At 68.2% G+C, this 12,875-nt stretch carries 14 protein-coding genes; 6 read left to right on the top strand and 8 right to left on the bottom strand.

What is annotated here, in order from left to right; all coding sequences use genetic code 11:
* The first annotated feature begins 137 nt into the window (after positions 1-137).
* Complete coding sequence (locus tag AC1DGC_RS03255; protein ID WP_259206171.1) at positions 138-677, top strand: hypothetical protein; 540 nt, start codon at positions 138-140, stop codon at positions 675-677.
* 69 nt (positions 678-746) lie between these two features.
* Positions 747-1,112 (top strand): hypothetical protein, encoded by a 366-nt coding sequence (locus AC1DGC_RS03260; RefSeq protein WP_478047199.1) that lies wholly within the window; start codon positions 747-749, stop codon positions 1,110-1,112.
* Between the two features lie 399 nt (positions 1,113-1,511).
* On the opposite strand, the gene AC1DGC_RS03265 is transcribed toward AC1DGC_RS03260, so the two are convergent.
* The 7 genes from AC1DGC_RS03265 to hflK form a co-directional block, all read right to left on the bottom strand.
* Positions 1,512-3,638: a methyl-accepting chemotaxis protein gene (locus tag AC1DGC_RS03265; RefSeq protein WP_478047200.1), complete on the bottom strand. Its 2,127-nt coding sequence runs from the start codon at positions 3,636-3,638 to the stop codon at positions 1,512-1,514.
* Between the two features lie 147 nt (positions 3,639-3,785).
* A complete protein-coding gene (locus AC1DGC_RS03270; RefSeq protein WP_478047201.1) occupies positions 3,786-4,199 on the bottom strand; it encodes a hypothetical protein in 414 nt (137 codons plus the stop codon).
* Positions 4,162-4,761 carry a transcriptional regulator gene (locus AC1DGC_RS03275; RefSeq protein ID WP_449336232.1) on the bottom strand — a complete coding sequence of 200 codons (600 nt, stop codon included), beginning with the start codon at positions 4,759-4,761 and terminating at the stop codon, positions 4,162-4,164. The genes AC1DGC_RS03270 and AC1DGC_RS03275 overlap by 38 nt, the downstream gene beginning before the upstream one ends.
* Before the next feature lie 211 nt (positions 4,762-4,972).
* The gene (locus tag AC1DGC_RS03280) at positions 4,973-6,265 is read right to left on the bottom strand and encodes an adenylosuccinate synthase (protein WP_259206180.1); all 1,293 of its coding nucleotides are present in this window, start codon (positions 6,263-6,265) and stop codon (positions 4,973-4,975) included.
* A 280-nt stretch (positions 6,266-6,545) separates the two neighbouring features.
* Positions 6,546-6,731, bottom strand: a complete 186-nt coding sequence (locus AC1DGC_RS03285; protein ID WP_449336233.1) for a DUF2065 domain-containing protein — start codon at positions 6,729-6,731, stop codon at positions 6,546-6,548.
* Positions 6,732-6,822: 91 nt separating this feature from the next.
* Positions 6,823-7,686 carry a protease modulator HflC gene (gene hflC, locus AC1DGC_RS03290; RefSeq protein WP_259206182.1) on the bottom strand — a complete coding sequence of 288 codons (864 nt, stop codon included), beginning with the start codon at positions 7,684-7,686 and terminating at the stop codon, positions 6,823-6,825.
* Complete coding sequence (gene hflK / locus AC1DGC_RS03295; protein WP_259206185.1) at positions 7,683-8,807, bottom strand: FtsH protease activity modulator HflK; 1,125 nt, start codon at positions 8,805-8,807, stop codon at positions 7,683-7,685. Before hflK ends, hflC begins: the two co-directional genes overlap by 4 nt.
* Before the next feature lie 194 nt (positions 8,808-9,001).
* Between hflK and AC1DGC_RS03300 the strand changes: the two genes are divergently transcribed.
* Positions 9,002-9,997 carry a YhdH/YhfP family quinone oxidoreductase gene (locus tag AC1DGC_RS03300; RefSeq protein ID WP_478047202.1) on the top strand — a complete coding sequence of 332 codons (996 nt, stop codon included), beginning with the start codon at positions 9,002-9,004 and terminating at the stop codon, positions 9,995-9,997.
* A gap of 90 nt (positions 9,998-10,087) precedes the next feature.
* Positions 10,088-10,471 carry a twitching motility response regulator PilH gene (gene pilH / locus AC1DGC_RS03305; protein WP_259206187.1) on the top strand — a complete coding sequence of 128 codons (384 nt, stop codon included), beginning with the start codon at positions 10,088-10,090 and terminating at the stop codon, positions 10,469-10,471.
* A gap of 115 nt (positions 10,472-10,586) precedes the next feature.
* Here pilH and AC1DGC_RS03310 read toward each other — a convergent pair whose 3' ends face one another.
* The gene (locus AC1DGC_RS03310) at positions 10,587-11,480 is read right to left on the bottom strand and encodes a DnaJ C-terminal domain-containing protein (RefSeq protein ID WP_259206188.1); all 894 of its coding nucleotides are present in this window, start codon (positions 11,478-11,480) and stop codon (positions 10,587-10,589) included.
* Positions 11,481-11,727: 247 nt separating this feature from the next.
* Between AC1DGC_RS03310 and AC1DGC_RS03315 the strand changes: the two genes are divergently transcribed.
* Together AC1DGC_RS03315 and AC1DGC_RS03320 are read left to right on the top strand one after the other, a co-directional pair.
* Entirely contained in the window at positions 11,728-12,210 is a 483-nt protein-coding gene (locus AC1DGC_RS03315; RefSeq protein WP_259206190.1) for a peroxiredoxin, read from the top strand.
* Positions 12,211-12,239: 29 nt separating this feature from the next.
* Positions 12,240-12,842 carry a ferritin-like domain-containing protein gene (locus AC1DGC_RS03320; RefSeq protein WP_259206194.1) on the top strand — a complete coding sequence of 201 codons (603 nt, stop codon included), beginning with the start codon at positions 12,240-12,242 and terminating at the stop codon, positions 12,840-12,842.
* Positions 12,843-12,875: the final 33 nt, after the last annotated feature.

Genomic DNA, 12,875 nt, shown 5'->3' on the forward strand with positions numbered 1-12,875 from the left:
CCTGTTGCCCCGGCCAGAGCATCGCCGATATCGGCACGGGGTGGAAGGCGGCCTTGGGGGCCCCGGCCTTGGCATGGACGGCCCGGCATCGGCGATACTCCCCGCACGCCGCCACCCGCGGCCCCCGAGGAGCACGCATGCGCAGTCCGTCGCTGTTGGCCATGATGGCCCTGTTGTTGCCCTTCAACGGCCTGGCCCAGAGCGACTGGCGCAATGCCGACGGCACGCCGATGGCGCAGCGCTCGGCCAGTGCCGCCGCGCGTGGCTTCAGCGCCAGTCTGGTGGTCACCGACAACCCGCAATGGCGCGCCATCTGGGACGCCACCACCGGCGACCAACCGCGCTTCGAGGCCGCCCAGGACGTGCGCAACGGCGGCGAACTGTACATCGTGGCCTTCCTGTCCAATCCGCTGCCCGGCGCCGATGGCACCAGCAACGTGCGCTGCGACGTGCGGGTCAACCGCCCGGATGGCAGCGCGACCATGGACCAGCGCGACCTGCCCTGCTTCCAGGGCCGGCCCGGGGCCGATCCGGGCCTGATCTACCTGTCCTCCGAGGGCGTGCGCTTCCTTGCCGAAGCCACCGACCCGCGCGGCACCTGGACGGTGAGGATCACCCTGACCGACGCCAACCGCGGCGTGGCATTACCGCTGCAGGCCACCTTCAATGTTCGCTGACGCCGCCTCGGCACCGTCGCGCTCGCAGCGAACGCTGCATCGCCAGCATCGAGACCCAAGGAAAACAGCATGACCCGTTGGATCGGCGCGTTCCTGTACCTCTCCAGCCTGATCGCGGTGCTGGTCACCGCCTCGCACCTGTCCGGCGTGCTGGCACTGTTTCCGGCCGCGTCCCTGACCGGCCCGGGCGGCCACCTCCCGCTCATGACCCACTTCAACGCGCAGTGGCTGCCGCAGTCGCCGCTGCTGCTCTGCGGCGTCGGCGTGGCCACGCTGCTGGCCGCTTTGTACGTCTGGCGCGCGCAGCGCGGCGCACCGCATCGCGCCTTCGTGCTGGCCACACTGGCCGCACTGAACTACTTCAGTGCCCTGTTCTGCAGTCTTATGCTGTTGGTGACCTGGTTCTACCTGCCGCGGCTGATGCTCCCGGGGTGATGCGCTCAGGGCGCTGCACCCGCGCCGGGGCATACATGGATGTGCGGTCCGGTCGAGCGCCTGCGCGCGGATCGGGGTGAGCTCCGTTGCGATGCCCGGTACCCATGCGCGTCGCAGCCCTCCCCGACGCAGACCGATCCGGCGGTGCTGCGCCACATGGCCGGCCCGCCCAGCAGCGCTGGCCTTGAGCGGGCACCCTTCACCCTGCAACGCGTCCAGCGCCCGCAGGCGCAGCACCAACCTCACCGGGTCGTGGGACGGGCCATCCGGGCCGGGCCGGGCGATGTCACGTTGCCCCGTCGCCCGCACTGCCTGTCGTCGCTGAAAACGCGCGCGTGGCCGGCGCCACGCACGCGGGGGGCATGCACCACGCCTCCGGCGTGCGTCGATACCGCGCCGTCAGGCCGCGCGTTTGGCCGCCGTGCGCAGCGCGTGGCCCTGCTCCAGCTTGAACACGGCCACCGATTCGGTGAGCGCGTGTGCCTGCTGCTCCAGCGAGCGGCTGGCCGCGGTGGCCTCTTCGACCAGGGCCGCGTTCTGCTGGGTCACCTGGTCCATCTGCACCACCACCTGGTTGACCTGTTCGATGCCCGCGGCCTGCTCCTTGGTGGCGGCAGCGATATCGCTCATCAACTGGTTGGTGCGCGCGCTGGCCTGGGTCAGGCGCGCGATCGCCGCCTCCGATTCCACGGTGACGCTGAGCCCGGTCCTGACCTTCTCGCTGGACGCGTCGATCAGGTCCTTGATCTCCTTGGCCGCGGTGCCGGCGCGCTGGGCCAGGGTGCGCACTTCGCTGGCGACCACGGCGAAACCGCGGCCGTTCTCGCCGGCGCGGGCCGCTTCCACCGCCGCGTTCAAGGCCAGGATGTTGGTCTGGAACGCGATCCCATCGATCACCGAGGAAATCTCGCCGATGCGCGCCGAGGAGGTGTCGATCTCGCTCATGACCTTGGCCATCTGCGCGATCGCCTGCTCGGTGGCGCGTACCGCGGCACCGGCCGCGTGCGCTTCGTGGTCGGCCTGGTTGGCCAGTTCGGCGTTCTGGCGCACGGTGGACGTCAGCTCTTCCATCGAGGCAGCCGCCTCTTCCAGGTTGGCGGCCTGCTGTTCGGTGCGGCGCGACAGATCGTTGTGGCCGGCGGCCAGTTCCTGCGCGGCGTCGTTGATGCTGCCGGCCGCGCCCTGGATCTGCTGGACGATGCCGGTCAGCTGCGCGGCGGTGACATTGGCGTCGTCGCGCATCTGTGCGAACACGCCCTCGTAGTGGCCGGTCATGCGCGAGGTCAGGTCGCCGGTGGAAATCGCGCGCAGCACCTGGGACAGGTCGGCGATGCTGGACTGCGAGCTGGCCATCATGCCGTTGAGGTTGGCGACCATCGCGCGGAACTGGAACTGGAACGCGGCCTCATCGCCACGCACCGAGAAATCGCCGGCGCGCGCGGCGCTGGCCAGGGTGTCGATCTGCTGGTTGATCGCCATCAGGCTGGCCTTGACCGTGGCCATGGTGCGGGTCAGCAGCGCCTTCTCGCCCGGGTAACTGTCGAGGTCGCGGCTGAGCTCGCCGATGGCGTACTCGCCCATCACATCGACCATGTGCGACTGCACGTCCACGTGCGAGCCGACCAGCTCGTTGGTCGCGCGCAGCATGCGCCCGTAGTCGCCCGGCAATGCGGCGGCATCCATGCGGTAGCTGATCGCACCGGCTTCGTGCTGCTGCGCCATCTGCAACTGCGCGGTGATCGCGGCCTGCACGTTCTGGCGCACGCTGCCCATCGCATTGCCGAGCAGGGTCAGTTCATCGCGTCCGCCCAGGCGGAAGTCCTGGTCCAGCTCGCCACGGGCCATGCGGTCGGCCAGGCCCACCGCACGTGCCAGCGGCCCGGTCAGGCTGCGGCCGATCAGCACGGAGGCGGCGATGCCGACCAGCAGCGCGATCCCGCCCAGGACCAGCAGCTGCAGCAGGGTGCGTTCGCCCAGACGGATCGCCTCGGCGGCTGCCGCGCGGCTTTCCTTTTCCTCATACGCCACGCCGTTGGCGAGCGCCTTGTTCCAGCCGTTGGCCGCTTCCTGCACCGGGCCCAGGGTGAGGGCGACCGCCGCGGGGAAGTCGCCCTGCCCCATCAGCTCGCTGGTCTGCTTGTTCAACGGGCGCGCGACCGCACGCCTGGCCGCGATCTGCTCACCGATCTTCTTGCCCGCCGCATCGCCCGGCAGCGCCTGGTAGGCGGTCCAGCTGGCCTCGTAGCGCTTGACCAGGTCGGCGATGCGCGCCTCGTCGGCGTCGCGGTCCTGCCCCTGGCGGATCAGCATCTCGCGGCGCACCACCATCATCTGGTTGTTGGCGTCGAGCATCTCCGACAGCAGCCGCACCTTGGCCACGCCGACGTCGACCACGTCCTGCATCGCATGCTTCTGCACCGCGCTGCCGGTGGCACCGGTGGCGACCACGGCCGCGACCAGCAGCAACAACAGGCCGAAGCCCATACCTAGACGCCAGACGACGCTGACGTTCCTCAAGAAATCCATGACTGCATCCAAACGTGGGGGGTGCCGGGTTATCGGCCCACGCGGGCGCGTTCTTGATCACGTAGTCTTAACGGAACGGCGTCGGTTCACGTTTGGGGTGGATGTGTCGGAGGCTCCAGGGCGAGGGGGCGGCCGACGGGCGCCCGGTCAGTCGTCCAATCCGGCTGCCCGGCGCACCTGGTCGCAGGCGATGATCAAATCCAGCACCAGGCGCTCACTGACGTCCAGTTCGCCCTCGTACTCTGCGACATTGCGCTGCTGATGGCACTTGTCCAGCACACGCCATACCTCTGGCCCCAAGCCGGGCGTATGCGGAAGGACCTGGAAAACAATGTAGCGCTGCGCCGGCCGAAAGCCGTGTTGTCGCAGCGCGCTCAAACACAGCGCGTGCGCCGCGTTGTAGGCCAGGTCGAAGCGGCTCTCCAGGGAAAGCGAGGTATTGCGTGCATCGTGCAACCGGGCCAGTCCTGATCGCTGCAACCCTGCGATTTCCCGCGGATCAGGCCGTTCGGCGCTGAGGGATTTACCCGGTCCGGCCAGATTGTCCAGCGCTGAGATCATCATGTTCTCCAATGACCCAGATCTTGGGCTGCTCCAGCACGCGCATCAAGAAGGAATTTTGATCGTGAACCCGCGATGTGAATTCAGCGCTTGAATACAGGGTCGGATGCACCGGTCGCCCCAGCCGCCCCTCGGCCCCATCCAACGCTTGCATCACTTCGGCATAGCCGAGCGTGTCGGACAGGATCATGAGATCGATGTCGCTGCGTGCGGTATCGGTACGCTTGGCAATGGAGCCGTACACGAACGCGGCGGCGATCTGCTCCTGCAGCGGCAGCAACGCCTCGCGCAGTGGCGCGGCCAGACCGACGGTCTTCTGCACGATCGCCACCAGTTCGTCATGGATCGGAGACTCGGCGCTGGCCTGGTAGCGCTTCTGGTTACCCGATGCCCTGACGCTGACCAAGCCGGCAGCGGCCAGCTTGGCCAACTCCCGCTGCACCGCACCGGAGCCCGCGCCGATCGATGCAATCAGCTCCGCTACCCCGAACGCGCGATGCGGCTGTCCGAACAACATCCCCAACACGCGTTGCTGGGTCTGGGTGAACAGAGCGTCAGCCAAGCCAGATGATCGGTTGGACGGAAGGCGACGTGCGGTAGATTTCGTACCCATATTGGGTACGTTAATACCCATATTGGGTATTTGCAAGCAGCTCAGGTTCCAGGCGCGCGGCCCTGGCACAACGAAAAAGCCCCGCGTTCGCGGGGCTTTTCGCTGTTGCGTTACGCATGGCCGGTTGGCGGTGCCGAGCGTGGCTCGGCACGACCGGGGCTCAGGCGAACGGATCCTGCAGGACCATGGTGTGGTCGCGGTCCGGGCCGGTGGAGACGATGCTCACCGGGCAGCCCGCCAGCTCTTCCAGCGCGCGCAGGTAGGCGCGGGCGGCCGGCGGCAGGTCGTCCCAGTTGGTGATGCCATGGGTGTTCTCGGTCCAGCCCGGGAACTCCAGGTACACCGGCGTGCACTCTTCCCAGCCCTGCGCGTCCAGCGGCGCGTATTCGGTGCGCTTGCCACGGTATTCGTAGGCGATGCAGACCTTCAGCTTTTCCATGCCGTCCAGCACGTCCAGCTTGGTGATGCACAGGCCGCTGATGCCGTTGATGGCCACGGCGCGCTTGAGCGCGACGATGTCCATCCAGCCGCAGCGACGCGGACGGCCGGTCGAGGCGCCGTACTCGGCGCCGCGATCGCGGATGCCCTGGCCGATTTCGTCATCCAGCTCGGTCGGGAACGGGCCGCCGCCGACGCGGGTCGCGTAGGCCTTGGCGATGCCCAGCACGTAGTCGATCGCGTCCGCGCCCACGCCGGCACCGGCCAGTGCGCCGCCGACGGTGGTGTTGGAGCTGGTGACGTACGGGTAGGTGCCGTGGTCGATGTCCAGCAGCGCGCCCTGGGCGCCTTCGAACAGCACGCGCTTACCCTGCTTGCGCAGGTCGTGCAGGATGCCGGCGACGTCGGACTTCATCGGCTCGACGTACTCGCCGAAGGCCAGCGCTTCGTCGTAGGTCTTCTGGAAGTCGACCGCGTCGGTCTTCAGGTAATTGGTCAGCACGAAGTTGTGGTAATCCAGCGCGGTGCGCAGGAGTTCTTCCAGCTGCTTGGGGTAATGCAGGTCGGCGATGCGGATGCCGCGGCGCGCCACCTTGTCTTCGTACGCCGGGCCGATGCCACGGCCGGTGGTGCCGATCGCCTTGCCACCGGCAGCGCGTTCGCGCGCCTGGTCCAGGGCGATGTGGTACGGCATGATCAGCGGCGCGGCCGGGGAGATCTTCAGGCGCGAACGCACTTCCACGCCGGAGGTTTCCAGCTCGGCGATTTCCTTCTGCAGCGCAGCCGGGGAGATCACCACGCCATTGCCGATCAGGCACAGCGCGTCTGCACGCAGGATGCCCGACGGGATCAGGTGCAGCACGGTCTTCTTGCCATTGATGACAAGGGTGTGGCCGGCATTGTGGCCGCCCTGGAAACGCACTACGGCACCGATTTCCTCGGTGAGCAGATCGACGATCTTGCCCTTGCCTTCATCGCCCCACTGGGCACCAAGCACTACGACAGACTGACCCATGATGGGCTCCTCATATGTTGCGGCCATCGGGGCCGCGGACGGGTAAACCATGGCAGGGCTGGCCAGCGCGGGGGTGGCGGCTCCAAACGGGGAGCGGCCGGCGATGGAAGGCCCAGACACGGAAAAAGCCGAACGGGGAGGCCCGTCCGGCTTTTGTGCATTATCCGGGTTTCCGGGGTCCGGTGCCACCCTGGCCGCGGCCGTCTTCACCCGCCGCTCAGCCCTGCGCTGTCGCGCCCGGCCAGGCGGGCCGGCACCGATCCGGTCGCGACCGCGCCGCCTAGTGTTTCAGCCACCACAAGGTGGTCAGGCCGGCCAGCAGGATCACCCCGCCCCAGCGGCGCAGGGCGACGCTGGGCAGCATCAACAGGTGTTCGGCCATGCGCTTCCAGGCCCGTGGTGCGGCGAACAGGAACAGGCCTTCGAGGACGGCGACCAGACACACGGCCGAAAACAGGTCTTTCATGCATGCAACTCCGGAAAAAGCACGGGGCCCGGTTGTGTGACCGGGCCCCGTGGACGCAGGATCGAGCGGACGCGACCCTGGCGATGTCGCCTCAGCGATCGTTCTTGAGGTACTGCAGGAACGGGTCGTTCTTGTCGAGCACGATCACGCCGTTGCCGTCGGCCATCGAACCGCGATACGCCTCCAGGCTGCGGTAGAACGCGTAGAACGACGGATCGGCCGCGCCGGCCTTGCCGTAGATGCGGGCGGCTTCGGCATCGCCGGTACCGCGCATCTGCTGCGCATCGCGTTCTGCTTCGGCCACGATCACGGTGCTGTCGCGGTCGGCCTGGGCACGGATGGTCAGCGACTGCTCCTCACCCTCGGCGCGCAGCTTGGCCGCTTCCTGCTTGCGCTGGGCGCGCATGCGCTCGTACACATCGTTGATCACCTGGCTGTCGGTGGGCAGGTCGATCTGCTTGATGCGCAGGTCGATGATCTGCATGCCCAGGTCCTTGACCGAGGTGTTGATGCCGGTCAGCTGGTTGGCGATCAGTTCGCTGCGGTCACCGGAGACCAGCTGCTGCAGCGTGCGCGAGTTGATCTGGTTGCGCAGCGAGTCGGTGATGATCGGCGCCAGGCGGGCGTTGGCCACGCTGGCATCACCGCCGGTGGCGCGGTAATAGTCGCGCACGTCGGAGATGTAGCCGATGGCGAAGAAGTCGACGCTGACGTCCTTCTGCTCGGCGGTGAAGTAGCGCGCCGGCGCGGTGTCGAGCACCTGGAAGCGACGGTCGAACACCCGCACGGTCTCCACCAGCGGCACCTTGAAGTGCAGGCCCGGCTTGATGTCCGCACGGACCACCTTGCCCAGGTTGAGCACCATCGCGGTCTGGTCCTCACGGACCACGTACACCGAGCCCAGCAGGGCCAGCAGGGCGGCCACGGCCAGCCCGATCCAAAGGGAACTCTTCATCGGCTGACTCCTTCACGACCGGTCGGGCGGGTGGTCGGGCGCTCGGTGTTGCGTACGCCGTCCACCGGGGTGCTGGCCGGCAGCGACGGCAGCATCACTTCCGGGGTGATGGCCGGGGCGGCCGGGGCGGCGCCGGTACGGTTGTCGGCCGGCATCGGCACGTAGATCAGCTGGCGGCCATCGCCACCGATGATCTTGCGGTTCTGGCCCAGCACCTGCTCCACCGTTTCCAGCCACAGCCGCTTGCGGGTGACCTCCGGGGCGTCCTTGTACTGGACCTGCAGCAGGCTGAAGCGCTCGGCATCACCCTGGGCCTTGGAGACCACGGCCTGCTTGTAGCCTTCGGCGGTGGTGCGGGCACGCGAGGCCTGGCCGCGGGCTTCCGGGACCACCTTGGCCGCGTAGGCCTGGGCTTCGTTGATCAGGCGTTCCTTGACCTGCTGGGCGCCGTTGACCTCGTCGAAGGCCGGCTTCACTTCTTCCGGCGGACGCGCGTCGGGCAGGGTCAGCCCGGTGACCGACAGACCGGTGCGATAGGCCTTCAGCGCTGCCTGCAGGCGCTCTTCGGCGACCACGGCCAGCGGGCCGCGGTTGTTGAGCACCGCGTTGAGGTCGGCACGGCCGACCTGCTCACGCACCGCGCTCTGCGCGGACTGCTCCAGTACCTGGTCGGCCGCGACCGTGCCGAACAGGTACAGGCGCGGATCGTCGATGCGGTACTGCACGTTGACCGACACGTTGACGATGTTCTCGTCACGGGTCAGCACCGGCACCTGGCTGCTGAAGGTCTTGATCTGGGTGGCGTTGACCTTGTCGACCGACTCGATCGGCCACGGCAGCTTGATATTGGGACCGGGCTGCAGGATCCGCGAGAACTGGCCGAAGCGCAGCACGACCCCGCGTTCCTGTTCGCCGATCAACTGGAAGCTGGAGAACACCAGCAGCAGGACCACCGCGCCGGCGACCCATCGCAGGACGTTGCCGTCGAACATGTCCTTGAGCGGACCGGGAAAACCGCCCCAACCGCCCCCGTTGCCGCTGCCGCGGGGACCGAATGGCCCCCGTCGATTCTCGTCGGGACCTTGTCCGCCCTTGTTGCCGCCGGGTGTATTCCAGGCCATGCACGCTCCATCAGTGAAAGGTTGCCTGCGGGTCATTCCGCACCGTCAACCGTGAATCCTGCTCGATTCTACAAGATGGGGCCGATCGACAGGATTGGAAGGGCAAGGCCGCAGCGGGGCGCGATTCATCCCGCGCCGCCGCCGGGGGCCACTGCGGGTAAGGTGGGTCCATCCTTCCCCTGTCAGGCATCTTCATGGCTATCCCCGACCGGTTCAACGCCTTCCGCATCCACCAGGACGACAACGGCCACCGCAACGGCATCGAGTCGGTCGCGCTGGACCAGCTCAACCCGGGCGAGGTGGTGATCCGCGCGCACTGGTCCTCGGTGAACTACAAGGACGCCCTGGCCGGCACCGGCCAGGGCCGGATCCTGCGCCGGTTCCCGCTGGTGGGCGGGATCGACGTGGCCGGCACGGTGGTGGCCTCGACCGACCCCGCGTACCGCGAGGGCGATGCGGTGCTGGCCACCGGCTGCGGGCTCAGCGAGACCCGCGATGGCGGCTACAGCCAGTACGTCCGGCTGGAATCGGCCGCGGTGATCGCCCAGCCCGCCGGCCTGAGCCCGCGCGAGGCGATGGTGCTGGGCACCGCCGGCTTCACCGCCGCGCTGGCGCTGCTGCGCATGACCGACAACCGGCTCACCCCGGCCCACGGGCCGCTGGCGGTCACCGGCGCGACCGGCGGGGTCGGCTCGCTGGCAGTGGCCATCTTCAGCCGCGCCGGCTTCGAGGTGCACGCGATCAGCGGCAAGGCCGACCAGGCCGACTTCCTGCGCGGCCTGGGCGCCAGCCAGGTGCTGCCGCGCGACGCGCTGGCCTCGACCCGCCCGCTGGAATCGGCGCGCTTCGGTGGCGGCCTGGACAATGCCGGTGGGCCGATGCTCGCCAGCCTGCTGGCGCAGACCGTGCCCTACGGCAGCGTGGTCAGCGCCGGGTTGGCGGCCAGCCCGGCGCTGGACATGACGGTCATGCCCTTCATCCTGCGCGGCGTGTCATTGCTCGGGGTGTCCTCGGCGGCCGCCCCGCGCGCGTTGCGCGAGCAGGTCTGGCAGCGCCTCGCCGGCGAGTGGAAGCCACGCCACCTGGCGGCGATCTGCACGCGCGAAGTGGCCCTGGACGGGCTGCCGGCGGTGTTCGAGGCGATGCTGGCCGGCGGCTCGCTGGGGCGCACCGTGGTGCGGATCGACTGAGCGTCGCAGGCAGGCGACGGACGGCAGGCCGGGAGCTTCCCGGCCATGCGCGCGCAGCACTACACTGCTGGGCATCACATGGGGAACAACATGGCACGCATTCTGATCGTCGACGATTCACCGTCGCAGCTGCTGGGGATACAGCGCATCGTCGAAAAGCTCGGGCACCAGATCCTGACCGCCACCGATGGTGCGGCCGGCGTGGAAGCGGCCAAGGCGCAGCTGCCGGACCTGGTGCTGATGGATGTGGTGATGCCCAACCTCAACGGTTTCCAGGCCACCCGCACGCTGGCCCGCGATGCCAGCACCAAGCACATCCCGGTGATCCTGGTGACCACCAAGGACCAGGACACCGACCGCATGTGGGGCATGCGCCAGGGCGCCAAGGCCTACATCACCAAGCCGTTCTCCGAGGACGAGCTGTCCGAGGTGCTGGAGCGGGTCTTCAGCAACCAGGAACCGCCGGCGCCGTAAGCGCCGCGGCGCGCCGCATGCCGACGCCGGGTCGGCATGCAGCGCCCGCAGGTACCCGCCGTCGGCCGGTACCCACCTGCGGCACGTACCGACCGTTGGCCGGTACGCCCGTCAATCAGACCTTCTCGCCAAATGCCTTGGCCAGCGCCTTGTAGGCCTTTTTCTGCGCTTCTTCGGTGGGCGCCGGGGCCACGATTTCCAGTTCGACGATCTGGTCGCCGTCGGGATTGCCCGGCAGGCCCCGCCCACGCAGGCGCAGCTTGCGCCCGGCATCGGACTCGGCCGGCACCTTCAACTCCACCGAGCCACCCAGCGTGGGCACGCTGATGCTGGTGCCGAGTGCGGCCTGCCACGGCGTCACCTGCAGGGTGTACAGGATGTTGCGGCCGTCCACCTCGAACTGCGGGTGCTCGGCGTACTCCACTTCCAGCAGCAGGTTGCCGCCGCCGGTGCCCTGCCCGGTCAGGCGGATCACCTGGCCCGGGCGGATGCCCTTGGGCACGCGCACATCCAGCTGCTTGCCGTTGACGTTGATGCGCAGGCTGTCACCCTGGTGGGCGGCCTCCAGTGGCACCGACAGCTTGGCGCGGGTGTCGCGGGTGGGCTGCGGGCCCTGGCTGGCGCCGCCGAAACCACTGGCGCGGCCGCCACCGCCGCGCTGGCGCGCGAACAGGCTCTCGAAAAAGTCGCTGAAGCCGCCACCGCCGGCCCCGCCGCCAAACACTTCCTCATAGTCGAAGCCCTGCCCGCCGCCGTAGTTCGGCGGCGCATGGAACTCCTCGCCGGGCCGGTAGCCCTGCGCCTTGAGCTGGTCGTAGGCGGCGCGCTTCTGCGGGTCGCGCAGCGCTTCATAGGCCTCGTTGACGGCCTTGAACTTGTCTTCCGCGCCGGCCTCCTTGCTGACGTCGGGATGGTACTTGCGCGCCAGCCGGCGGTAGGCGGTCTTGATTTCCGCGTCGCCCGCGCTCGGTTCCACCCCGAGCGTGGCGTAGTAGTCCTTGAATTCCATCGATACACCTCGAATAAGTTCGGTCGCCCGCGCCGGCGGGCACCGTCCCGACAATTCTAGCGGCTGGCGCCGGCCGTGCCGTGACGCCCCGGCATGATCCTGCGCAATGCGCCCACGCCGCAGGGCGCCCATGCTGGCCCCTGCTGCACCGCGTTGCCGTTGACATGGGTCTGCAGCACCGGTTTTCAACGTTTTGACGCCGCCATCCCACCCCGCTCACTACGCTGGGCGCGTCCAAGGAGTCCGCATGACCATCCAAGCAGGCGACCGCATTCCCGAAGTCACCCTCAAGCGTATCCGCGAGGGCATGGAGACCATCGATACCCATGCCCTGTTCGACGGCCGCCGCGCGGTGCTGTTCGCGGTACCCGGCGCGTTCACCCCGACCTGTTCGGCCCGCCACCTGCCCGGCTATGTGGAGCACTTCGCCGATTTCCGCCATCGCGGTATCGACGTGTTCTGCATGGCGGTCAACGATCCGTTCGTGATGAAGGCCTGGGGCGAAAGCCAGCATGTACCCGATGGCCTGCAGCTGCTGTCCGACGGCAATGGTGAATTGACCCGCGCGCTCGGCCTGGAAATGGATGCCAGCAGCTCGGGAATGGGCCTGCGCTCGCGCCGCTTCGCGCTGTATGTCGAGGACGGCGTGGTGCGGCAGGCCTTCATCGAGGACCCCGGCCAGTTCGAGGTGTCCTCGGCAACTTACGTGCTGGCGCATCTGCCCAGCTGAACCCACGCAACAAAGGAACCCGGCCAGCCATGTCAAAGCCAGCCAAGCACACTCCGCAACCCGCCGCCAACGACCACCCCGCCCAGGACGCCGCACGGCCGCCGGGCATCAGCGATACCGCCACGCTGCGCGCCAAGGCGCGCAAGGACATCGAGGATGGTGCGATCACCGACAGCTACACCGCCGATCGCCAGGCGGTGATCAAGCTGCTCAACGATGCCCTGGCCACCGAGTACGTGTGCGTGCTGCGTTACTACCGCCACTATTTCATGGCCAAGGGCATGCTCGCCGACGCGGTCAAGGCCGAGTTCCTCGAGCACGCCCAGCAGGAGCAGGCGCACGCCGGCAAGCTGGCCGAACGCATCGTCCAGCTCGGTGGCGAACCGGACCTCAACCCGGCCACGCTGACCGCGCGCTCGCATGCCGAGTACAAGGAAGGCAAGGACCTGCGCGACATGGTCCGCGAGAACCTGATCGCCGAACGCATCGCCATCGACAGCTATCGCGAGATGATCAACTTCGTGGGCGACAAGGACACCACCACCAAGCGCATCCTCGAAGAGATCCTGGCGCAGGAAGAGGAACACGCCGACGAGTTCGCCGACCTGCTGGATGGGTGGATCGGGGAATAACCCCGCGATCACAGCCCCGCGGCACCCCGGAAC

The organism is Stenotrophomonas sp. 05N37, from assembly GCF_056397365.1.